This is a genomic window from Mycobacteroides immunogenum, from assembly GCF_001605725.1.
GTDB classification, from domain to species: domain Bacteria; phylum Actinomycetota; class Actinomycetes; order Mycobacteriales; family Mycobacteriaceae; genus Mycobacterium; species Mycobacterium immunogenum.
In genome coordinates, this window is record NZ_CP011530.1 from 5,453,485 (window position 1) to 5,474,010 (window position 20,526).

Here is a 20,526-nt window from a genome sequence, read left to right on the forward strand (position 1 = left end):
ACTGTGCTTGCTCTGCTCGCTCACGCCGACTTCACCCTGCACATCACGTTCGCGTCCGGATGATCATCGGATTGTTCGTCACGGACAACGTCGTTCACCCTCATCCGGCAGCCGATCTGGCCTCCATGCACCTGCGCCGAAATACTGCCGGACACCACGGTCAGAGTCGTTGTCTCCGTGTGAGACCACGGAAGCTCGGTCAAGTCGACCTGATGCGGATGACCGTTGATATCGATGTAGCTCAGCATTCCGCCATTCCCGACCGAACCGAACACCTCGTAGGTGAGCGTCTTGGGGGTGAACTCAGGAGGAGCCTGCGGCGGGTTCACGGTGAGCACCGGGCCGGGGGCAGAGAGCTCATGTACCTTCAACATCGAGCCACCGGCCACACCGAGCGCGATGACAGCGACCAGCGGCATCCAGGCACGTGCCAGGAATCTCCTGCCGACCGAACGTGGACTCACCCGACCACCTTTCCGGACCTCACCCCGCTATATGTCAATAAAACTGACATGAGCACGGTCGAGAATGCTATCAGCCAAACCTGGGAACACGCGCGTCAACTTTTACGGCTCGGAAAGTCCGTCAGATAGGCGCTATTGCACTCGCGGCAGCCGCCCCCTGAGACGTCTCATGCGGAGCACCTGCGCGGTGATGTTGATGGACGAGATCATCGGAATCACGCCGAGAAAGGTTCGCTCCGAGGGCGTTGCGCCATGCAACTGCTCCATACTGCCCAATACATAGAAACAGCCGAGACTGAAGATACTGGCGGGGATGGAAAACGCCCACAATGACCCCCTATCGGCAATTGCCTGGCGTGCGAAATGCAGCTCGTCCGCCGACATCTGCTCGCGCTTGCGCACTTTCCTGAGCACAAACGGATAGCCACCGACACTTTCGGCCAGCGGTGATGCCGCCTGTTTCCTCAGGCGCGTGGTGTACACAAACATGCAGGTGGCGAAGACCAACAGGGCCACGAAGGCGAGAATCGCCAGATGCCCGAAGAGGTGCCAGTTATGTCCCAAGAAGTTCCAGTTCATCGCACCGTCCCTTTGCCCCGTCGTCGAGGAATGCCCTTGGAGATACTCGGGGTTTCCTGTCCACAAGTCAAGGTTCCTGACACCGCATACCCGGTGTGCTGTACTGGCGTGGTGTCCGAGGCCGGCGAGCTCAGCGAGGCAGTTGACGCGGCGGTCGAGCAAGTCTTACTCGGGGGCCCGCGAAAATACACCCGCTCGCAGGTATCCGAGCTATCCGGGGTGCCGGTCGGGCGCGCGCGCAAGCTGTGGGTGGCGCTGGGATTCGCGGCAGCGGACAACGATGAGGAGGTCATCTTCACCGACGCCGACGTCGCGGCCATCCGCACCTTCGCGGCGCTCGGCCCAATCACCGCCACCGACGAGCAGAGCCAAGTGGCCGCTGCACGCAGTCTGGGGCAGGCCATGGCGCGGCTGGCCGAATGGCAAGCCGACCTGCTGACGCGAGTGGTCGGCGAGCACATCACCACCGCCGCGAGCACCGAGGCGGCTGCGTCGAGCGTCGAAGCCGCGACACAAACCATCGCGACGCTGACGGCCTTGCAGGACTATGCGTGGCAGCGGCACCTGGCCGCAGCGCTACAGCGCACCAACGAATCCGGCAGCATCACAAGGCCATTACTTGTCGGGTTCGCGGACATGGTCGGCTATACCCGGCTCTCCCGCCATTTGGATCCCGACGAACTCACCCATCTGTTGGAGACATTCGAGACCGCTCTCACCGAAGCGATCACCACGCACGGCGGCTGGGTGATCAAAAATGTCGGCGATGAGGTCATGTTCGCGGCACTGAGCGCGGAAGCGGGCGCCCGCATCGCGGTAGCCATGAATACGGCTATTACCGAAGCCGCACAGACTATTCCGGACATGCCGCAGATACGCGTGGGCCTGGCCTACGGACAGGTGTTGAGCCGCTTCGGAGACCTCTACGGCACCGTGGTCAACGTCGCGGCGCGACTGACCGGTGTCGCGCGGCCTGGAACCATCCTGCTCGACGATGGCGCCGCGGCCGCTTTGGGCGACAACAGTGAGTTCACCCTCCGGCACCTGCGCGGGGTTCGCGTCAAGGGCTTCTCCCGGCTGGGTTCGCATGTTTTGCGGGTACGAAAGCGCTGATTCCAGAGCTCTTCCGATTCGTCAGGACAGCTCTGGACTAATCCGCAGGGGCGATGATGCGGCGAGCGGCCTCCACTGCATCGGCGCGCCGCCGCGCAATGACCTTCTTGTTAGTCGTGTCGGCGGAGGGGTCCGGGGACTGCACCCACGACAGACCCAGACCAAAGAGCATCGTCAGAAGGTCTGCTGGGTCCCACCGCTCATCGACCAATCCGCGTGCCTGCGCCTCCCGCAGAGCCCCGCGCATCTTCTCGACGAAATGCACGCTGTCGCCGTCCGGCAGATTCAGCCGCACCCTTTCGAGACGGGCCCAATCGACCATACGGATATGGTCGGGGCGCTCCCGGACCATATCGAAGATCTGGCCGACGAAACCCGCAACGTCATCGGGAAGTAGCTCGATAGCACCGAACATCTCGCCTGCATCGGCCAACACCACCTGGTTGAATAGACTTTCCTTGTCTCCGAAATGGGCGTAGAGACGCTCCTTACTTGCGTTGGCCTCCTTCGCAATCCGATCAATACGGGCTCCGGCTAGACCGTATTGGGCAAACTCGGCACGCGCGGCAGCCAGTATCTCGTCTCGCAGCTCGGCGGTGTTACGCATCCGCCTATGGTATGACGCTGCATCATTTTGCTGAGCAGCGCTTCCGCTGCCGTCAAACACGATCCCTCCTCGGCGAAGGCTGGGCCCCGCTATGTGTGCGGGACCCAGCCTCCGTAGATCAGCGCCAGGGGCCGCCGGGGCCCGGCGGACCGAAATCAGGCCCCCGTCCGGGACCGAAGTCCGGACCGGGTGGACCGAAATCAGGCCCGCGGCCCCCAAACCCGGGACCGAAGTCCGGACCGGGTGGGCCGAAGTCGGGACCCCCAAAAGGCCCCGGCGGACCAGGGGGCCCCGGCGGGCCGGGTGGACCAGGCGGCGGTAGTTGAATGCTCGCCGTTGCCGGCGCTACCTCGGCCTGCGCAACCACGGGCGTGAAACCAACGAACGCACAGGCAACGGCGCCCGACGCAAGTGCGGCGCGGATAACCACGCGGCGCACTGGGTGTCCACGAAACTCCATGTCAATCCTCATTTCATGTGGAAGGGATGCCCAATATCGCGGTACTCGACCCACCGCACTGCGCAAGATCACACTCGCACGCTAGCAGACAAACTAGTTCGTTCGGTACTGTGAATGTAATTGCCGAATATCTGAGGAGGTCGCGGTGAACCAATCGACTGCTGGAACCGAGAAGTGGGTAGGGGCGATGCCTCGGGGCGGGCCGCGTGCGTCCTGGCTGGACCGGCGACTGCAAACCGACATCCTTGAATACACCGATCGCTACGACATTCCCGACAGCGTCAAGCAGAAGGTGATTACCGCGTTGGACCGCATCGGCACGGTGTCCGACGAGCACGAGAAGAACGCCCGTACCGCACTGCAGCTAGTTTCTGACGTTCCGAATCCCCGGATCCTCGAGCTGGGCGCCGGCCACGGCAAGCTCTCCGCGCAGATCCTTCAACTACACTCCACGGCCACGGTGACGATCAGCGATCTGGATCCGGTCTCCGTGCAGAACATCGCGAATGGTCCGCTGGGTTCACATCCACGCGCCCGAACCCAGGTCATCGACGCCACCCAGATCGACAGTCCCGATGACAGTTACGACCTGGTCATCCTCGCACAGGCATTCCACCATTTGCCGCCCGCGATCGCCTTCCGAGCGATCGCGGAAGCCACCAGGGTGGGCGGGCAGTTCCTGGTTATCGATCTCAAACGTCAGAAGCCAATACCTCTGGCTATCAATGTGGTTGCGGCGGTATTGGTCTCCCCACTGCTACTTCCATTTTCCGCCATTCGCCCGGTACTGCACGACGGCCTGATCAGCGCGCTGCGCGCATACAGCCACTCAGCCTTCATTGCCCTCGGTAGCTCCGTCGACCCCCACATGCGAATCAAATTTCTGCGCCCTCGCGCCAGGTTCCTCAATCCAACTATCGTGACCTTCTCCCGGAGATCCCACGAAACCGATACACAGCCAAGGGAACTGGCATGACCGAGACTTCTGACATCGCTGCGATCATGAACCCGCCCGAACGGGTCCAAGCCCTACGGCGCACACTGCACAGCGCACAGCCCACCATCACCGCGTTGATCAACCTCTACCGGCCCTACGTCGACGGGCTGAAAAACCTACCCCGTGATGGTCGATTCCTGTTGGTCGGCAACCACACTCAGATCGGCATCGAAGCGCCGTTGATTTCTCATTTCATCCATCGTGAACTCGGAAGACGCGTGCGGCCACTGGCGGAGCGTGCCATTGGCCAAGCGCCCGAACCGATCCGCGACATGCTGGCAGCCTATGGAGCCGTAGTGGGATCACCGGAAAGTGCACGAGAACTGATGCAGAACAATGAGTCGATGCTCGTATTTCCCGGCGGTGGACGAGAACTGCCCAAGTTCAAGAACGAGGAGTACACGCTGCGTTGGGATGGGCGCTCCGGATTCGCCCGCCTTTCTGTGGAAAGCGACTACCCCATAGTTCCGGTAGGACTCGTCGGAGGCGACGACCTGTACGAGAGCTTGCTGACACGGGATAGCCGACTGGGGCAACTCTCCTTGAAATTGACCGAACGACTCTTTGATCGGCGGGACTTCGCGCCACCCTTGATGCGCGGAATCGGCCCTACCTTGATTCCCCGCCCACACCGCATGTATCTACGTTTCGCCGCACCGATTAGCACCATCAAGCCGCATCAGATTCCCGAGACTGTGTGGGTGGAGAACGTCAAACAACAGACGCAGGATTCACTCGAACAAATCCTTGCCGAGCTACAAGAGGTGCGTGCCCGTGATCCGTACCGGACACTCAACCCGCTGGCCTGGCGCAAGGCCATCTTTCCGGCGGAACCTTGCGAATCTTAATGTGCACCAATCATATCGAGACCCATTTTCCATCAATCACGGCCAAGGAGTCCTGCCGGCGATGACACAGAATCCACCGATCATTGCAGTCGAGGAGCATGTGGTGTTCCCAGCTCTTTCCGCTCGTATCAACCCCGCCGCGCTCCTGGCGCGTGGATTGCCTGGACCGGGAGGCAGCACGAAACTTCTCGAGGATGGCGGGCGAAGGGTGGGGGAGGTGGGCGACTCGCGGCTTGCCGCGATGGATGCCGCACGGCTACCCGACTTCATATCAGTAAGCTGATTATTAGTACGGCGCACGATACGTGGGATGTCGTGCGTGCACCTCAGTGGGCGGGCTGTGCACCGCGCAAGATCATGCCCACAATCTTTTCAGGCTGCAGGCTTTCCAGTCCCTCGGCGGTCATGAGACCACGACTCAAGATCGGTCCGAGCATGAATTCGAAGATCAGTCGGTGATCCGTGTCCTTGACTACTTCTCCCCGCTCGATAGCCCGCTCGATGATTAACGCACACGAATCACGCCGAGTCCGCCACAGCGTGTGCTGCAATTCGGAAAGTGAGGGGTCCCCGGAGCGGGTGACATCCAGAAGTACTCGGCCTAGCGGAGCTTGGTGCGCCGCAATCACCTTGGCGAACAGACTCATCAGATCATCTTTGACGTTGCCCGTGTCGGGCACCGCCACCGCGGTATCGATCGTCTCGAGCAACGCCTCGCGGATCAGCGATCCCCGATCTTTCCACTTCCGGTAGATCGACACGTGTGAGACGCCCGACCGCTCGGCGATCGCAGGTACCGTCGCGCCGTCCAATCCTTCCTCCAGCAGAATTTCGACGGTAGCGGCCATCACCTGCGCATGTACGCGCGCGGTGCGCCCGCCTGGACGTCGGACCGGGTCAGTCATCGGCCCAGCGTACCGATGTGCCTAGGGGGCACCGGCGCGCGACGCTAGACCGGTTCCAGTCCTGGCAGCGGCTCCGCGTCGACGAGCACAACCACGATCCGGGCTGGTTCATCGGACCTATTTTCCCAGCTGTGAACGGTGCCTCTCTGAATGATCACATCGCCGGGTCGCATTAGCCTTTCATCGTCCTCGACCACCGCGTAAAGCTCGCCCGAGATCACACAGGTGTAGTCGATGCTCGCGGTCCGATGAGAGGGACAAGATGTATGCGGGGCGAACTCGACAACACGGAAAACACTGCCACCCACCGGTGGTTTCAACACTGCGCCGCCGACGAAGTAGTCGAGTCGCGAGTTGCCGGCGGGGGTCGCGGTGTTCTGCCAGAGATCAGCGGTTCCTGCTCCCATAATCTCCTGAACGTGAGGACACACTCCGTCTTCCACAAAAACAGCGTTGCCGCTGTCATCGTGCCCAGTGATGATTCTGCGAATCGGTTGCATCAGACCTCCTAAATCCGTATCCATTTGACGTAGCTTGCGAGTTCTTCGCCGTTGAATTTCATAGGCGGCGTGTCCAGAGTGAGAATGTCGCCGTCAAAGATGCAGGCGCGCCGAAGGTCCTGGCCCACGAAGTGTGGAACGCTCGCGTACTGCACACGATGGTGCACTGTAGCGGTGTCCTCATCGATTTCGAAGGTGCCGCAGTAGCTCACGAAAGTGTCATAGGCGTAGGCCTTTTCGTGAATTCCTCCGCCTCCCAGGGAAGGGTCTGTGAAAGCCGGCCGGCTCAGCAGGCTGAGCGCTGCGCTCATCAGTCCAGATTCGGTATAGATCAGTAGGCCACCACACTGTTCGGTCGGGCCGATCGGTAAGTCATGCAGCTCACCATTTTTGATGGTTTTCATGTCAATCATGCGCCAACCACCGATGAGACGGGAACGGATATCGGTCATCTCTTTCCGCCTACTCACCACTGTTCGCGATGCATGACGTCTTCCAGCGGACGCCGATTAGGCTTGCGAATCGGCGCCAGGGAGCGATCCGCCGGGAATCCCAGGCCCATCAGGTAAGCGACATCATGGTCGTCCGGCACACCAAGCAGCGCACGGGCCTTCCCCTGATTACCGACCGCTGAGTGTGCGGTACCGATGCCTAGTTCGGTGGCGGCAATCATCATTGCCATGGTGGCCTGTCCCAGATCGAACTGGTCCCACCGTGCGGCCAAATCGTTCTCCGGCCGCGGTAAGATCAACGCGAAAGCAGCAGGGGCGGAAGCGATATGCGTCGCACCCGGCCACACGGTAGACAGTTCCTGCAACCGCTCCCCATCGGTGACGACGACGAAGTCCCAATGTTGGTTATTGTTCGCAGAGGGCGCCCGTCGCCCTGCCTCGGCAATCCGGTCCAAGTCGGCGCCCGGGATCGGGTCGGGGCGGTAGTCGCGCACATTACGACGCGCTGCAATCGCTTCCCATGCTGTCATATCGTCCTCTTTTCCTTGTCTAGTTTGTTTTAGTGACTGGGGCGCAGTACACGTGCTTTCGACTGCTCTACCGCCTGTCTCGGGGCAGCCGCCGCCGACTCGAAGCGCGCGGCGACTACACCGTCGGGCCGCACCAACAGTGCACCGTGCTCGGGCGTGGGGAAGATCCGGTGCCAACGCGCCTTGTCGATTACCTGCTCTTCGGCAATCGTGCGCGCTCCCACCCTCGGCAGGGGATCCTTGTGCAGCGCAGCGGCATAGACACTCGATTCGGGGGCAAGCAGCGTAAACCCACGTGGGTCAACCAGATCCAGTGTGCTGGTGATGTCGCCGATGAGCTCGACATGAGGCACACGGGTTCCCGGCTCACCGTATGACGCGGTGGCATCCTGCACTGGCGAGAGCGGGTCGTATCCCGTGGCTCCCGCCGCTGGGTACCGGAATCCGAGCGTCACATTCACCGGACCTGGATTTCCCTCACCGATGTATCCGCCTTTGCGGGCCATTTCCCGCACCTCAAGGACGGTGTATTCAGCGATCGGCTTGCGTTCTGTTTCATAGGTATCCAGTAACGCGTCCTCGGCGTCTCCGCGTAGTACCGCAGCGATCTTCCACGCCAGATTGTGTGCCTCCGCGATACCGGTATTGGCGCCGTAGCCACCGTGTGGTGAATTGATATGTGCAGCATCGCCGACCAAGAATGCCCGGCCCGCCCGATATCGTTCCGCGACATAGGACCCGGTGTGCCACACGCCCGCACCAACCACGTCGATGTCGATGTTGTCGACGCCGAGCACCGCGTTGACGAACGGAATTGCCTGGGCACCAGAGGAATCAATGTTCATCCCGTCCAGTTCCACGCGCGGCGGCAACGCCAGCAGGTGATAGTCCCGCGCCCGGCCACGCAGGAAGATCAGCGCGTCACGTTCGGGCGAAAGAAACGCGGTGATGTCCCGGCTACCGAGCGCAGGGGCCAGATCTGCCTCGAATTGAATGCTCAGACCGGTCCCCGGGTACGGCTGGCCGTGACGCCCGATACCGAGTACCTGGCGGAATGTTCCGTTGGCACCGTCGGCCACCACCAGGTATCGAGCCACGAAGGAGGTCGCGCCCGTGCCACCGGTGGGCAGCACGTCGACAGTGACCGAGTCCTCGTGCTGGGCAATGGTTACCGCGCGATGTCCAAACAACACCGTGGCGCCCAGCTCTTCACAGTGGCGACGCAAGATCGGCTCAAGCCGATACTGCTCACAAGAGGCGGGTCCCACCGGACTCTGCCCCTCCGGATCCGCCACATCCGCCGGCCGAAAGACGCGCTCGTACTCACCGGCCAACGTATCGCCAATTCCGACCAAGTTCTCTACATCCCCGGCGGCACGGACCACATCCTCGATCCCGGCCTCACGAAACAGTTCCATGGTGCGGATCGACAGGTTCCGGGCCTTGGGCAGAACCTTGATCGCTTCGTGCCGCTCGACCACGATGGTCCGCACGTCCTGCTGCGCCAGGAACATCGCTGTCGTCAAGCCGACTAAACCACCCCCGATGACGAGCACGTCGCAATCCGCATCTGTCCAGCCACCTGTCGCGGTGTCACCCATCGCTTCTTCTCCTTCGCGACATCAGCGTGCACCTTAAAGTAAGTATCTGTACTTTAGTAGTCAAGATAGGCCTCCCCGAGCGGTAATGCAAGCCGGTCGCCGAAGCCCTGGTCCCCCACCCCCGGCCCCCGAGCGCACGGGTTCCCCATGACGGAACTGACGCGCCAACGCCCGGATTCAATGCCAGCAGATCTAGATAAATTGTTGCTGGACTTAAGTACTCATGATCAAGAGGAAGGTGTGGGGTTTTGATCCTGCCCAGCGGCGGCGCCCTGCTCATCCGACCAGACGGCGTGATCGCGACACGATTCGAGGACGCATCGAACGAGCCACGGGCGGGCGGTGCATGACGCACTCGCCTTGGCCCTGCGCCCGATCCAGCAATAGCGCGCTCAGCGCGCGTCTGGCTTTCAGCCTGTCGGAGCCGAGCCTTCGGCCCGGCGGGCTAAAGTCGCGAAGTGCCCAGGATTAGCGCTTCTTCAGTGGAAGAACACCGCGAACAGGTGCACCGTCAGGTTTTCGCGGCATTCGCCGACTTGATGGCCGAACAGAGCTTCGACGCGATCACCATGGCCAAACTAGCCTCGGCAGCAGGCATTGGGCGCACGGCGATTTACCACCATTTCGCCGATAAGGAAGCCGTGATCATCGGGTTCGCGTCGCATGAAACGAGCCGCTACCTTGAGGGCCTTCGAACCGCACTAGCCGATATCGACGATCCGGCGCAGCGGCTGGGTGTCTACATCCGACACCAACTTGAGGCCGGCCAACAGTTCCATATGGGTCTAGGCAGTCAGCTGTACGGCGCCTTGTCGCGGGATGCGTCGCTGGCTATCCGTGAGCATGTGACCGCCGTCGAAGACGTATTGCTCGAGATCCTGACCGATGGAGTCGCTGCCGGCATTTTCACAGTGGACGACCAGTCCTCCACACTCTCGCTGATCCATGCCTGCCTGGCCCCGCGACACCTGCCGGTTGCCGCCATCGAACGGTTCGTGCTGCGGGCTCTGGGCGCAACCCCGTAGCCGCCACTTAGCCTCAACCTCGTGCTACGTTTCTGACAGCTTGTCAGTATGATCCTGACAAGCTGTCAATGACATCTCACGGGCAGGAAGTGCGCCACATGACTCTGAGTTCCTCCACGGTTCCCGAAGCCACCGAATCGCTTTCACTGGCAATGCGTGACGGTTCGCGTGTCCAGCACGATGCCGCGGAACAATCGCCGTTCGTCTCGGAGTTACTCGCCGGCAAGATCAACCCCCAGGGTTACGTCGATTATCTGCTGCGCCTGCGGATGATTTACGCGGCCGTGGAAGAGGCTGTGCGATCGCATCGTGACGATCCCCTGATCTCCGCCGTCTACGACCCCGCGCTGGAACGGCTCGATGCCCTCGATGATGATCTGGACCACTGGGCTCCGGGTGCGACCCGCGAAGTGAATTCCGCTGCAGGGCAGGCCTACCAAGAGCGGCTAGCAGATATCGACTGGGGCGGCTCGCTGTTGGCGCACCACTACGTGCGGTACCTGGGTGACCTGTCCGGAGGCCAGGCCATCGGGCGCATACTCGACCGCGCTTTCCGCCTCGGCGGGGCCGGATTGTCGTTCTACCAGTTCCCGATGCGGCCGAAACCTTACAAAGACGCATACCGCGCCCGCCTGGATGAGCTGGGGCTGGATGCGGAAGAAACTAGGCGGGTAGTCGACGAGGTCAAGATCGCGTTCGGCCTGAACCAGGCGATGTTTGACGAGTTGGCCGCCAATCTGCCCGCATACCGAGGCTGAGGAAGCCGATGCCTATCCCGTATCGCAGCGCCCCCGATACCCGCCACTCTCTGCACAGCGCCAGCAGAACCGGCCGGGCAACGTCCCTCAGTTGTCGTGGCCGGCAGAACGGCACTTGATTGCCCAGTGCGAACATCGCCGCGCCCGACACATAGCGGTCTCCTTGACGTTCGACCACGCCGTGCGCGACCAAGCTAGCGAGGCGTCGGTGTGCCGCGGCATTCGGAATGCCTGGCCGCCAAGGTGGTGTCAGTCAACGAGCGGCTCGTTCCGAAACCGTCGAACACCTTCAAGACATCGATCGCCCGACTCATCGTCGGCGATTCACCGCCCGGGGTATACGAGATTCGGGTCCAGCGGTTGCGGCAGTGCGCACAAGTCCGCCACCACACTCGGATGCGCCGGCGTCCAGCCGAGTTCCGCGCGCGCCTTGTTGCCGGAGGCACGGCAGTTGAGCCAGAAGTCCATCTCCGAGGCACGGCCGTTCAAGCGCCGGAGCGCGACATGGTCCACAGCCACCACATCTCCGCTCTGACCCACGGCCACGCTCACCGCTTTGGCCACATCCACGGTGGTGACTGTGTCATCGGCCGCCGCGAAGTACGAACCGCGGGCATTCGAGTTTTCCAGCACGCGTACGTACAGGTCGGCCAGATCATCCACGTGCACATAGGTATACGCGTTATCTTCGGGCGCGACAAAGACAACGCCGTGCTTACGTACCCCATCGAACATTCGGGTGATCGGGCCGATCGGACCGCCGGTACGTCCGTACACCATCGCCGGGTGGATGACGATGGCGCGTGAATGCTCCGCCGCCGCCAGCATCCGGCGGTAGATCTCCCCAATGTGGGTGTAGAAGTAGGGGACCGTCTCCGGATCATCCTCGGTGACAACCCGTTCCGGATCGATGGTGCCGGTGTCCGACCACAGTCCCGTGCCACACGTGTAGATATAGGGCTTGTCGGTACCCGCGATCGCCTTCAGCAGCGTGTCGGAACTGCTCAGCGCGGCCTCCGCGTTCTTGGCGGCGTTACCCAGATTCCCTCCAGTCGAAATCTGCACGATCCCGTCCGCGGCGCGCGCGGCCTCACCGAGAACCTCGATGTCCCCCAACGCCCCACGCAGGGGCTGGATCCCGATCGCTGCCAGCTTGGCCACCGACGCGTCGCTGCGGGCCAGACCCACCAACTCATGGCCGCGTTCTTGCAGCTGGCGGCAGACCGCCGAGCCGATGAAACCAGACCCACCAATCACAAAGAACCGCACGAGGCCACCTTCCTTAAGGTACATATATGTACATTAAGGACCAAGGTATCCGGCCCCCGCGCGGAAGGCAACACCCCCCCCGACACGCCGGAGGAAAGCAAGCGACACGCAGCTCCGCACGCTCGCGACGGCCACATCCGGCCCCCTTCCGCTCGACCCGCAAATTTGAGTAATGGATGCGGCACAAATCCGCGATAAATGTTTGTTCCGCTTGTTCATTTAACAAGCCTTTACTTAATAGAGCTTACTTTCAGTAATTCGCCATATTAGGGCCCTTTTTTTGGTCAGCGAATCCGTTCCGTACGCGATAAGAAGCTCGTACTGAACACGTTCTGGTCACGGTTCTATCTCATGAAAAGAAGTGACTGCTCGTGATCAGAACGCTGCTACGAGCTGGTAGTTAACCGGTAGGAGACGGTCGATGAGCGGTGGTACGAAACCCCTTAAGTCACGGACGCAGCCCTTTTTCCATATCAGCTTCATAAACTGCCAGATCCCGTCTGGACGCAATTTCTAGCACGCTTTAAAGTTCAGCCAGAGAATTTCAACCGCGTGATTTACACGCACAAGCTAGGGAGTCGGGTCGGTGGCGATCAACTTCGATCGAGTGGTTATTCAAGTAATTGCCGGCGCCGGTTTTGGCGTGGCCGCCGTGGTGTTGAGCCCCTATGCCAACGCCACCCCGGTAATCGGCGGGCAGTACTCCATTGAGGACGGGGCGAGCGGCTCCGGCAAGGGAGCGTTGGTGGGTGCCCCCGCCGCCGGGCCAGGACCCGTCGCCGGCGTGCCAATCCTTCCGGGCCCGGTGGCTGCGCCTGTTGTTCCCGCCGCGCCTGTTGTTCCCGCCGCGCCGATTGTTCCCGCCGTGCCGGTGGTTCCGGCCGCCCCCGCCGTCGTGCCGGCCGCGGCGCCCCTCGACGGCGGAATAGCCGCGGGGCCGGTCGGCGGCAAGGGCGTACCCGTCGCTTCTACGGTGCCGGGCGGTCCGACACCGGGTGTACCGATTCCGGCCGGCCCGGAAGGCTACTGACCGCCACCTTCACACCTCAATGAGGCCGAGGCTCCGGAAAGGAGCCTCGGCCTCATTGCTATTTCAGGAGTTGCGTTTCTACTAAATGATCTGTGTCTCAGCAGGTCTCATGGGGCGTGCTGTTATTCCTGCACCACTACCGGGTCGCCGACGTTGACATTGTTGAAGTACCACTCGGCGGCCGCCGGAGCCAGACTGATGCAGCCGTGGCTGACATTCTCATAACCCATCGCCGGTACAGCCCACGGTGCCGAATGCACGAAGAGGCCGCGGTTGGTGAAGCGGACGGCGTTCTCCACGTCGATCTTGTATCCGTCGGGAGCTGAGACAGGAATGCCGACACTGCTGGAATCCATCAACACCGAGCGTTCCTTTCCCAGCACCGAGTAGGTGCCCAGCGGTGTCGGATACTCGGGCCGGCCCATTGAAGCAGGGAATACCCCCTCCTCACCCATTCGGGGAAGATGATGAGGCGCAGGCAATCCCGCGTCCTCCGCAGGGTTCCGCCACACTCCTTCATAGGACACGGTGAACGTGTGCCGCGAAACGCTCGCGATGCCGATGAGGGCCGGACCCGTTGAAATCTCCGCGGGCTTGCCACCGACCATCAGCTTCACGGTGCTGTGTGAGGGCCAGAATCGGTCTGGAATCCATTGCACAGCATTGTTATCGAGCCATTCATACTTACCCGTCATCGGGGGCGTCGAGGTGATCCCCAACGCGCGCTCGGCGGCTTCTCGATTCGCGACGGGGCCGTTGAACGTCACGACCACGGGATGCGCGATGCCCACCGGCCGATCTGGCGATGGCGCAATCGATCTGACGTCCAATTCGAGCGGCAGGCTCACCGCTGTGGACTCAACGTCGACAGCGTGCCCGGTGAGTGTCGCACCAACAACAGACACTGCAACAACCATGTGAAGAACTGCCCTCATCGGCCCGACCCCTCTGGGATGACTACTTTGTCATGAACGATGTGATCGTAAGTACGCCTAAACCCCCGAAGTAGCGGGCGCGCTTTCTATTTCGGTAACGCGTTCCCCACATTTTGGTAACGAAAAAGTCGGCCGATCGGGCCCGCTAACTGATCTCGCGAAGACCCCAAATTATGGGGTCTCATCAGGCGTTTTCCCCAGAAATGAGGGCGGTCAACAACGGGGCCATCAGCGCGACAATCTCGTCGTCGCTGGCGGCCGCCAGATCAGGCATCTGCAGGAGATAACGCTGGCTTGCGATACCCATCAACACGGCGCTCAACAATGCCGCTCGCAGCCGCGCGTCGGGCTGTTCGATGGTGGCCGCCACGGAACTCACCGCATGGTCGGTTACCTGCTCGCGCAACAACTTCAGGGCATCTTCGCTGGTCATGCTGTTGCGCAGCAGCACGGCCATGGGGCCGTCCGGCTCGGCTGCCCATCCGGAAAGCAAGCCGCGTAGGTAGTTCTCCGCTGTTTCCGCAGGGTCCTCCACGGTGAGGTCATCTACCGGGATTCGCCAATGGACAGCCTCGCGAAAAAGGTTGCTCTTGCTCCCGAAGTACTGGATGACCGACGACTTGTCCACGTCGGCCGTGGCCGCGATACCCCGAATCGTGGCCTTCTCGTACCCGAACTCGGCGAACACCTGCCGGGCAGCCGACAGGATGCGTTGTCGGGTCCGCTGTCCCTTGCGCTCGGGTGCAGGTGAAGACATGGGGACATCCTCGCAGGAATAAAAGTAGACACGCGTTGAGTTATTGTGCATGAACGCCGACGAGAAGGGACAGACGAATGGCACATGTAATCGACTGGGACGGCGCCTACCGCGAAGGGGGCCAGCCGGCGTGGAACATCGGTGAACCACAGCCCGAATTCACCGCACTCATCGACCAGGACGGCGCCGTACGCGGCGAGGTGCTCGACGCCGGCTGTGGATATGCCGAACTGGCCCTGGCCCTGGCGGCGCGGGGACACACCGTCGTAGGAATCGACCTGACCCCCACCGCGGTCGAGGCCGCTACCGCAGCAGCCGCCGAACGTGGTCTGCACACCGCGACGTTCCAACAGGCCGATATCAGCTCGTTCACGGGCTACGACGGCCGATTCTCCACCATCTTCGACAGCGGCCTGCTGCACGCCCTACCCGCGGCACTACGGGACGGATACCTACGGTCCGTACATCGCGCGGCCGCGCCGGGCGCCTCGTTCTACATCCTGGCGTTCGGTACCGGTGCCTTCCCGGATCATGACGGGCCTGCGCCCACTCAGTTCTCCGAAGACCACTTGCGCGATGTCGTTTCGAAGCACTGGCACATCGAGAGCATCCGCCCCGCGCGTCTGCAGGCAGGGACCGGACCGACAAGTGTCCAGTTGCCCGGACATCTTCTGACGGCCCGCAAGGTACAAGGCGGCCCAGTATGACCTTCACCCCGAACGAACAGGAATTCCTGGGCCAACAGCCCATCGGCCACCTCTGCACCGTGGGTCCGGACGGCGATCCGCAGATCAGGCCGGTCGGGGTGCACCTCGGCGCAGATGGCACTATCGAGATAGTCGGCCACGCACTTGCCTCAACACAGAAGTGGCGCAACGTCATCGGTAATCCGCGGGTGGCGTTCATCGTCGATGAGGTCGCCTCGGTGAAACCTCCCCGCGCCCAGGGCGTCGAGGTCCGTGGGACCGCGCAAGCATTGCCGGGACAGGGCAACACCGACGACGGACTCAGCGGTGACATCATCCGCATCACCCCTCGGCGAATTGTCTCCTGGGGGATCGATCATCCGGATACACGCGCGAGAAGTACTGGCGGCTAATATCTCTCGCGCGAATCCGAACGAAGGCGAGCTGACTTGATTTCCACGGTCACCCTGGCAGGCACACCCGGCGCACCCATGCTGGTGGTGGGCCCCTCCTTGGGAACCTCCGTAACCGCGCTGTGGGGTGAGTGCGCGCGCACTCTCGGCCGACACTTCCACGTCATCGGCTGGGATCTGCCCGGCCATGGCAGCAATACCGAGGGCGTAACAGCGTGTTCGATCCCCGATCTCGCGCATGCCGTGCTGACCGCCCTGGATGGGCCGTTTGTCTATGCCGGCGATTCGGTTGGCGGTGCGGTCGGCCTGCAGTTGGCCTTGCTAGCCCCCGTGCGGCTGCGTTCGGTCGCGGTGCTGTGCACGGGAGCCAAGATCGGCGAGCGCAGCGCATGGCTGGAACGCGCGGCGATGGTTCGTGCCACTGGCACGCAGGCCGTCATCGACAGCTCACGTCAGCGTTGGTTCGCGCCCGGATTCATCGACGACCAGCCTCAGATCGCCGGTCCGCTGCTTGACTCGCTGGCCGCCGCCGATGCGACGAGCTACGCCGCCGTATGTGAAGCACTCGCTGACTTCGATCTGCGTGAACAGCTGCCCACCATCAGCACCCCGATACTGGCCATTGGCGGCGCTCACGACATCGCGACCCCGCCTGACAAGCAGCGGGAGATCGCCGACGGCGTGCAAAACGGCCGAGTGTCAATCCTCCCCGACATCGCCCACTTGGCACCGGCCGAAGCCCCCGACACCGTGGCCTGGCTCCTGGAGCAGCACTTCCTTGACGTTGATTGATATCCAGAGATTATTAATCTGCGCCAAATAGGTCTTTGTTACTGATGAGTCTTGGCCCTAGCGTGAATGTTGCGCCGGTGTCCTCTGCCCGTCGCACGGGTAGGAGGATTCATGGAATTGCGACATCTGCGCTACTTCGTGGTGGTCGCCGAGACCTGCCATTTCGGCAACTCCGCCGAACGACTCCACATTGCCCAGCCTGCCCTCTCCCAAGCGATCAAACAGCTGGAACTTGAGCTCAACGCTCCGCTGCTGAGCCGCACCACCCGCAAGGTGACGCTGACACCCGCCGGCGAGTTCCTGTTGGGAGAGGCGCGACGAATCCTCGACACCCTCGACGACACCATCGCGGGCGTGCGGCGAATCGCCAGTGGCCAGTACGGAACCGTGCGGATCGGACTCACCGGGACCGCGGCCTACTCGCATCTGCCCCGGATCGCGCGGCTGATACGCCGGGAACTACCCGGTATCGCGATGCAGATCCATGCCGACCTCCTCACCCCCGACCAATGCGACATGCTCGGCGCGGGCACTCTGGATCTCGCGATACTGCGGCCCCCAGTCGGCGGGCCCGCCATCGAATCTCGCGTGATCGCGACCGAACCGCTCATCCTGGCGTTGCCCTCCGAGCACCCCTTGGCCGCAGAACCCATTGTCCGCGTGGGTGATTTACGCGCGGAACCGTTCGTCGGATACGTCAGCAGGCAGTCCGCGGTGAATCTGGCGACCGTCAAGGCATGCCACGACGCGGGCTTCATGCCGGACCTCGTCCACGAAGCACCCGGCACCTCGGTACTACTGGCTCTTGTCGGAGCCGGCCTGGGCGTCGCGCTCGTGCCGTCCGCCGCGCGCGCACTGCCGCTCGACGGTGTCACCTTCCGGGACATCACCGGCGTCGGCTCAATCGAGCTGATGCTGGCCTGGCTGCGCGACCGGACCAATCCGGTCACCGACGCGGTCCTGGCCGTCCTGGAAGCCGACGACCTCATCACACACCTCTCGCCGGAAGCGCGCTCATGAAAATTGCACAGATAGAGGCAATCCCGTTCGCCATCCCCTACCGCAAGCCACTGCGATTCGCCTCGGGCGAGATCAGCGCTGCCAATCACGTGCTGGTCCGGGTGACTACCGAAGACGGGATCGTCGGCATCGCCGAGGCACCGCCACGCCCGTTCACGTACGGCGAGACCCAGCGCGGCATCGTCGCCGTCATCGAGGACATCTTCGCACCCCAACTGCTGGGACTCAGCTTGTGGCAGCGCGAGGTCGCTGCTGAGCGGCTGGCCCGGACGATCGGAAACCCCACCGCGAAATCGGCCATCGACATGGCGATGTGGGATGCGTGGGGCAAGTCTGTGGGCGCGACAGTCACCGAGTTGCTCGGTGGATACAGCGATCGCCTCCGGGTCAGCCACATGCTCGGCTTCGATCAACCGGAAGCCATGGTGGCCGAGGCCGAGGAGATCCGGGAGCACTACGGGATAAACACATTCAAGGTCAAGGTGGGGCGCCGACCGGTACAGCTCGATATCGCCATCGTCTGTGCGCTGCGCGAACGATTCGGCGCCGACATCGAGCTCTACGTCGACGGAAACCGGGGCTGGACGGCGAGTGAGTCACTGGCCGCCATGCGGCAGATGGCCGATCTGAATCTTCTCTTCGCCGAGGAACTCAATCCCGCTGACGATGTGGTCGGCCGGCGCTGGCTGGTCAGACATCTGGATATCCCGTTCATCGCCGATGAATCCGCGACCACGCCCGCCGAAGTGACACGCAGCATCCTGGACGGTGCCGCCACTGCGATCAGCATCAAGACCGCACGCAGTGGCTTCATCCAAGGGCGCCGCGTGCTGCACCTCGCCGAGGGGCTTGGTGTCGAAGTGGTCATGGGCAATCAGATCGATGGCCAGATCGGGTCGGCGTGCACGGTCGCGTTCGGCGCGGCGTTCGCGCACACCTCACGCCGGGCGGCAGAGCTGTCGAACTTCCTGGACATGTGCGACGACCTACTGACCGAACCACTCCGCATCACCAACGGTGAGCTGCGTGTCGCGCAAGGCAACGGGCTCGGGATCACCGTCGACCCCGAAAAACTGCAGCGCTACCGGCTCAATTGAACCACCAGCCAAGGAGATCACCCGATGCTCTTTCACGTACACATGAACGTCCATATTCCCGTCGATATGGACCCAGATGCGCTGGCCGACACCGTCGCCCGAGAAAGGGCCTACTCCCAGGAGCTACAACGGAGCGGGACCTGGGTACACATCTGGCGCATCGTCGGCGAGTACGCCAACTTCTCCATCTTTGATGTGGCATCCAATGACGAGCTCCACGGGATCTTGTCCAACCTCCCACTCTTCCCCTACATGGACATCACCGTCACACCCCTGGCAACCCACCCATCGGATGTGACGGCGGGATGACGCGCACACTGTTACTCCATGACGCCGATGCTGCCGTGGCCGGAATAGAGGACGGCTCAACGATTTTGGTAGGCGGCTTCGGCCTGGCTGGCATGCCGTTCGACCTCATCGACGCGCTCATCCGGCAGGGTGCCGCCGATCTCACCATCGTGTCCAACAACGCGGGCAACGGCGCGGTGGGCCTGGCCGCCTTGCTGCAGGCCGGACGTGTTCGCAAAGTGATCTGTTCCTTTCCACGACAATCGGATTCGTATGTATTCGATGAGCTGTACCTGTCCGGCCGCGTCGACCTCGAGGTGGTGCCGCAGGGCACTCTCGCCGAGCGGATGCGTGCGGCCGGGGCCGGCATCGGCGGCTTCTTCTGTCCCACCGGAGTCGGCACACCCCTCGCCGAAGGCAAGGAATCGCGGATGATCGACGGTCGGGAGTACCTGCTCGAACTGCCCATCCATGGCGACGTCGCGCTGATCGCCGCGCATCGTGCGGACGCCATGGGCAACTTGGTGTACCGGAAGACCGCGCGTAACTTCGGCCCGGTGATGGCGACGGCAGCGACCACCACAATCGTTCAGGTCACCGAGGTAGTTCCGGCCGGCACCCTGGACCCCGAATCGATCATCACCCCTTCTATTTTCGTCGACCGGATGGTGCAAGTCCGGCCACGTCACTATCTCGTGGCGGGTGCCCGATGATCCCTACGCAGCCTGCTATCGAAATCGGCGGTGCCCGTGAGCATCTCGACCAAGCACCACGGACCATGGACGAGCTCGCCGCAGCCATCGCCGCCGAGATTCCGGATGGCTCCTACGTCAATCTCGGGATCGGCCAGCCCACCAAGGTCGCCGATCACCTGTCGCCCGAGCCGGGCGTGGTGCTCCACACCGAGAACGGCATGCTCGGTATGGGTCCGGCGGCCCACGGCGACGCCGTGGACCCCGACCTCACCAACGCGGGCAAGGCTCCCGTCACCGAGCTTCCCGGCGCCGCCTACTTTCATCAGGCCGACTCGTTCGCCATGATGCGCGGCGGGCATCTCGACATCTGCGTGCTGGGCGCCTACCAGGTGTCTTTCGCCGGCGATCTGGCCAACTGGCACACCGGAACTCCCGGAGCCATCCCCGCAGTGGGCGGTGCCATGGATCTGGCGATCGGTGCCAAGTGCGTCTACGTGCTCATGTCCATGTTCGCCAAGAACGGCACACCGAAATTGGTGCCGGAATGCACGTACCCGCTCACCGGCAAGTCGTGTGTGAATCGGATCTACACCGAGTTCGCGGAGATCGAGCTGGGCCCCGCCGGGGCGCGCATTATCGAAACGTACGGAATCTCCGCCCAGGAACTGGGCGAGAGACTTCTCTCCACGCGCTGATCCAGCGGAG

The 20,526-nt window shown here is 62.4% G+C and carries 26 protein-coding genes; 15 read left to right on the forward strand and 11 right to left on the reverse strand.

Annotation, left to right across the window (positions count from 1 at the left end; translation table 11 throughout):
- Positions 1-20 precede the first annotated feature (20 nt).
- A complete protein-coding gene (locus ABG82_RS26795; RefSeq protein WP_043078293.1) occupies positions 21-419 on the reverse strand; it encodes an MmpS family transport accessory protein in 399 nt (132 codons plus the stop codon).
- A 177-nt stretch (positions 420-596) separates the two neighbouring features.
- Positions 597-1,043 carry a hypothetical protein gene (locus ABG82_RS26800; protein WP_043078292.1) on the reverse strand — a complete coding sequence of 149 codons (447 nt, stop codon included), beginning with the start codon at positions 1,041-1,043 and terminating at the stop codon, positions 597-599.
- A gap of 111 nt (positions 1,044-1,154) precedes the next feature.
- On the opposite strand from ABG82_RS26800, the gene ABG82_RS26805 reads away from it, so the two are divergent.
- The gene (locus tag ABG82_RS26805) at positions 1,155-2,156 is read left to right on the forward strand and encodes an adenylate/guanylate cyclase domain-containing protein (RefSeq protein ID WP_043078385.1); all 1,002 of its coding nucleotides are present in this window, start codon (positions 1,155-1,157) and stop codon (positions 2,154-2,156) included.
- A 37-nt stretch (positions 2,157-2,193) separates the two neighbouring features.
- Here the strand turns inward: ABG82_RS26805 and ABG82_RS26810 are convergent, their stop codons facing one another.
- A complete protein-coding gene (locus ABG82_RS26810; RefSeq protein ID WP_043078291.1) occupies positions 2,194-2,763 on the reverse strand; it encodes a TetR family transcriptional regulator in 570 nt (189 codons plus the stop codon).
- Between the two features lie 647 nt (positions 2,764-3,410).
- On the opposite strand from ABG82_RS26810, the gene ABG82_RS26815 reads away from it, so the two are divergent.
- From ABG82_RS26815 to ABG82_RS28395, 3 genes are all read left to right on the forward strand, one after another.
- Positions 3,411-4,199, forward strand: coding sequence for a class I SAM-dependent methyltransferase (locus ABG82_RS26815; protein WP_043078290.1), 789 nt, complete (start codon positions 3,411-3,413; stop codon positions 4,197-4,199).
- Positions 4,196-5,068, forward strand: coding sequence for a lysophospholipid acyltransferase family protein (locus ABG82_RS26820; RefSeq protein ID WP_043078289.1), 873 nt, complete (start codon positions 4,196-4,198; stop codon positions 5,066-5,068). Before ABG82_RS26815 ends, ABG82_RS26820 begins: the two co-directional genes overlap by 4 nt.
- A gap of 61 nt (positions 5,069-5,129) precedes the next feature.
- Positions 5,130-5,351, forward strand: a complete 222-nt coding sequence (locus tag ABG82_RS28395) for a hypothetical protein (RefSeq protein WP_131676268.1) — start codon at positions 5,130-5,132, stop codon at positions 5,349-5,351.
- Between the two features lie 43 nt (positions 5,352-5,394).
- Here ABG82_RS28395 and ABG82_RS26825 read toward each other — a convergent pair whose 3' ends face one another.
- The 5 genes from ABG82_RS26825 to ABG82_RS26845 all read right to left on the reverse strand — a co-directional run bounded on the left by ABG82_RS26825 (position 5,395) and on the right by ABG82_RS26845 (position 9,056).
- Positions 5,395-5,973, reverse strand: coding sequence for a TetR/AcrR family transcriptional regulator (locus ABG82_RS26825; protein ID WP_043078288.1), 579 nt, complete (start codon positions 5,971-5,973; stop codon positions 5,395-5,397).
- A 44-nt stretch (positions 5,974-6,017) separates the two neighbouring features.
- On the reverse strand, positions 6,018-6,380 hold the full coding sequence (locus ABG82_RS26830; RefSeq protein ID WP_052511037.1) for a cupin domain-containing protein: 363 nt from the start codon (positions 6,378-6,380) through the stop codon (positions 6,018-6,020).
- A gap of 101 nt (positions 6,381-6,481) precedes the next feature.
- Positions 6,482-6,925 carry a lipocalin-like domain-containing protein gene (locus ABG82_RS26835; RefSeq protein ID WP_043078287.1) on the reverse strand — a complete coding sequence of 148 codons (444 nt, stop codon included), beginning with the start codon at positions 6,923-6,925 and terminating at the stop codon, positions 6,482-6,484.
- 14 nt (positions 6,926-6,939) lie between these two features.
- Positions 6,940-7,455 carry a nitroreductase family protein gene (locus ABG82_RS26840; protein WP_043078286.1) on the reverse strand — a complete coding sequence of 172 codons (516 nt, stop codon included), beginning with the start codon at positions 7,453-7,455 and terminating at the stop codon, positions 6,940-6,942.
- Between the two features lie 29 nt (positions 7,456-7,484).
- On the reverse strand, positions 7,485-9,056 hold the full coding sequence (locus ABG82_RS26845) for an FAD-dependent oxidoreductase (protein WP_043078285.1): 1,572 nt from the start codon (positions 9,054-9,056) through the stop codon (positions 7,485-7,487).
- Between the two features lie 458 nt (positions 9,057-9,514).
- Between ABG82_RS26845 and ABG82_RS26850 the strand changes: the two genes are divergently transcribed.
- Both ABG82_RS26850 and ABG82_RS26855 read left to right on the forward strand, forming a co-directional pair.
- Complete coding sequence (locus ABG82_RS26850; RefSeq protein ID WP_043078284.1) at positions 9,515-10,081, forward strand: TetR/AcrR family transcriptional regulator; 567 nt, start codon at positions 9,515-9,517, stop codon at positions 10,079-10,081.
- Positions 10,082-10,179: 98 nt separating this feature from the next.
- Complete coding sequence (locus ABG82_RS26855; protein WP_043078383.1) at positions 10,180-10,839, forward strand: biliverdin-producing heme oxygenase; 660 nt, start codon at positions 10,180-10,182, stop codon at positions 10,837-10,839.
- Between the two features lie 324 nt (positions 10,840-11,163).
- Here the strand turns inward: ABG82_RS26855 and ABG82_RS26860 are convergent, their stop codons facing one another.
- Entirely contained in the window at positions 11,164-12,108 is a 945-nt protein-coding gene (locus ABG82_RS26860) for an NAD-dependent epimerase/dehydratase family protein (RefSeq protein ID WP_054416685.1), read from the reverse strand.
- Between the two features lie 586 nt (positions 12,109-12,694).
- Between ABG82_RS26860 and ABG82_RS28490 the strand changes: the two genes are divergently transcribed.
- Positions 12,695-13,138 carry a hypothetical protein gene (locus ABG82_RS28490; protein WP_043078282.1) on the forward strand — a complete coding sequence of 148 codons (444 nt, stop codon included), beginning with the start codon at positions 12,695-12,697 and terminating at the stop codon, positions 13,136-13,138.
- A 122-nt stretch (positions 13,139-13,260) separates the two neighbouring features.
- Here the strand turns inward: ABG82_RS28490 and ABG82_RS26870 are convergent, their stop codons facing one another.
- Positions 13,261-14,055 carry a L,D-transpeptidase gene (locus ABG82_RS26870; protein ID WP_043078281.1) on the reverse strand — a complete coding sequence of 265 codons (795 nt, stop codon included), beginning with the start codon at positions 14,053-14,055 and terminating at the stop codon, positions 13,261-13,263.
- Positions 14,056-14,257: 202 nt separating this feature from the next.
- Positions 14,258-14,830 (reverse strand): TetR/AcrR family transcriptional regulator, encoded by a 573-nt coding sequence (locus ABG82_RS26875; protein ID WP_043078382.1) that lies wholly within the window; start codon positions 14,828-14,830, stop codon positions 14,258-14,260.
- A gap of 77 nt (positions 14,831-14,907) precedes the next feature.
- On the opposite strand from ABG82_RS26875, the gene ABG82_RS26880 reads away from it, so the two are divergent.
- From ABG82_RS26880 to ABG82_RS26915, 8 genes are all read left to right on the forward strand, one after another.
- Positions 14,908-15,537, forward strand: a complete 630-nt coding sequence (locus ABG82_RS26880; protein ID WP_043078280.1) for a class I SAM-dependent methyltransferase — start codon at positions 14,908-14,910, stop codon at positions 15,535-15,537.
- Positions 15,534-15,929, forward strand: coding sequence for a PPOX class F420-dependent oxidoreductase (locus ABG82_RS26885; RefSeq protein WP_043078279.1), 396 nt, complete (start codon positions 15,534-15,536; stop codon positions 15,927-15,929). The genes ABG82_RS26880 and ABG82_RS26885 overlap by 4 nt, the downstream gene beginning before the upstream one ends.
- A gap of 36 nt (positions 15,930-15,965) precedes the next feature.
- The gene (locus ABG82_RS26890; RefSeq protein ID WP_052511036.1) at positions 15,966-16,721 is read left to right on the forward strand and encodes an alpha/beta fold hydrolase; all 756 of its coding nucleotides are present in this window, start codon (positions 15,966-15,968) and stop codon (positions 16,719-16,721) included.
- 111 nt (positions 16,722-16,832) lie between these two features.
- Entirely contained in the window at positions 16,833-17,741 is a 909-nt protein-coding gene (locus ABG82_RS26895) for a LysR substrate-binding domain-containing protein (protein ID WP_043078278.1), read from the forward strand.
- A complete protein-coding gene (locus ABG82_RS26900; protein WP_043078277.1) occupies positions 17,738-18,838 on the forward strand; it encodes a mandelate racemase/muconate lactonizing enzyme family protein in 1,101 nt (366 codons plus the stop codon). The genes ABG82_RS26895 and ABG82_RS26900 overlap by 4 nt, the downstream gene beginning before the upstream one ends.
- Before the next feature lie 24 nt (positions 18,839-18,862).
- A complete protein-coding gene (gene catC / locus ABG82_RS26905) occupies positions 18,863-19,147 on the forward strand; it encodes a muconolactone Delta-isomerase (protein WP_043078276.1) in 285 nt (94 codons plus the stop codon).
- Complete coding sequence (locus tag ABG82_RS26910) at positions 19,144-19,839, forward strand: 3-oxoacid CoA-transferase subunit A (protein ID WP_043078275.1); 696 nt, start codon at positions 19,144-19,146, stop codon at positions 19,837-19,839. The genes catC and ABG82_RS26910 overlap by 4 nt, the downstream gene beginning before the upstream one ends.
- Positions 19,836-20,516 (forward strand): CoA-transferase, encoded by a 681-nt coding sequence (locus ABG82_RS26915; RefSeq protein ID WP_043078274.1) that lies wholly within the window; start codon positions 19,836-19,838, stop codon positions 20,514-20,516. Before ABG82_RS26910 ends, ABG82_RS26915 begins: the two co-directional genes overlap by 4 nt.
- The last annotated feature ends 10 nt before the right edge of the window (positions 20,517-20,526 follow it).

Bases quoted from the DNA above. Each gene is read 5' to 3' on its own strand.
- ABG82_RS28395 (WP_131676268.1), top strand. From the start codon at position 5,130: ATGACACAGAATCCACCGATCATTGCAGTCGAGGAGCATGTGGTGTTC.
- ABG82_RS26875 (WP_043078382.1), bottom strand. From the start codon at position 14,830: ATGTCTTCACCTGCACCCGAGCGCAAGGGACAGCGGACCCGACAACGC.
- ABG82_RS26880 (WP_043078280.1), top strand. From the start codon at position 14,908: ATGGCACATGTAATCGACTGGGACGGCGCCTACCGCGAAGGGGGCCAG.
- catC (WP_043078276.1), top strand. From the start codon at position 18,863: ATGCTCTTTCACGTACACATGAACGTCCATATTCCCGTCGATATGGAC.
- ABG82_RS26910 (WP_043078275.1), top strand. From the start codon at position 19,144: ATGACGCGCACACTGTTACTCCATGACGCCGATGCTGCCGTGGCCGGA.
- ABG82_RS26795 (WP_043078293.1), bottom strand. From the start codon at position 419: ATGCCGCTGGTCGCTGTCATCGCGCTCGGTGTGGCCGGTGGCTCGATG.
- ABG82_RS26810 (WP_043078291.1), bottom strand. From the start codon at position 2,763: ATGCGTAACACCGCCGAGCTGCGAGACGAGATACTGGCTGCCGCGCGT.
- ABG82_RS26895 (WP_043078278.1), top strand. From the start codon at position 16,833: ATGGAATTGCGACATCTGCGCTACTTCGTGGTGGTCGCCGAGACCTGC.
- ABG82_RS26815 (WP_043078290.1), top strand. From the start codon at position 3,411: ATGCCTCGGGGCGGGCCGCGTGCGTCCTGGCTGGACCGGCGACTGCAA.
- ABG82_RS26900 (WP_043078277.1), top strand. From the start codon at position 17,738: ATGAAAATTGCACAGATAGAGGCAATCCCGTTCGCCATCCCCTACCGC.
- ABG82_RS26825 (WP_043078288.1), bottom strand. From the start codon at position 5,973: ATGACTGACCCGGTCCGACGTCCAGGCGGGCGCACCGCGCGCGTACAT.
- ABG82_RS26870 (WP_043078281.1), bottom strand. From the start codon at position 14,055: ATGGTTGTTGCAGTGTCTGTTGTTGGTGCGACACTCACCGGGCACGCT.
- ABG82_RS26915 (WP_043078274.1), top strand. From the start codon at position 19,836: ATGATCCCTACGCAGCCTGCTATCGAAATCGGCGGTGCCCGTGAGCAT.
- ABG82_RS26820 (WP_043078289.1), top strand. From the start codon at position 4,196: ATGACCGAGACTTCTGACATCGCTGCGATCATGAACCCGCCCGAACGG.
- ABG82_RS26835 (WP_043078287.1), bottom strand. From the start codon at position 6,925: ATGACCGATATCCGTTCCCGTCTCATCGGTGGTTGGCGCATGATTGAC.
- ABG82_RS26830 (WP_052511037.1), bottom strand. From the start codon at position 6,380: ATGGGAGCAGGAACCGCTGATCTCTGGCAGAACACCGCGACCCCCGCC.
- ABG82_RS26885 (WP_043078279.1), top strand. From the start codon at position 15,534: ATGACCTTCACCCCGAACGAACAGGAATTCCTGGGCCAACAGCCCATC.
- ABG82_RS26845 (WP_043078285.1), bottom strand. From the start codon at position 9,056: ATGGGTGACACCGCGACAGGTGGCTGGACAGATGCGGATTGCGACGTG.
- ABG82_RS26840 (WP_043078286.1), bottom strand. From the start codon at position 7,455: ATGACAGCATGGGAAGCGATTGCAGCGCGTCGTAATGTGCGCGACTAC.
- ABG82_RS26855 (WP_043078383.1), top strand. From the start codon at position 10,180: ATGACTCTGAGTTCCTCCACGGTTCCCGAAGCCACCGAATCGCTTTCA.
- ABG82_RS26800 (WP_043078292.1), bottom strand. From the start codon at position 1,043: ATGAACTGGAACTTCTTGGGACATAACTGGCACCTCTTCGGGCATCTG.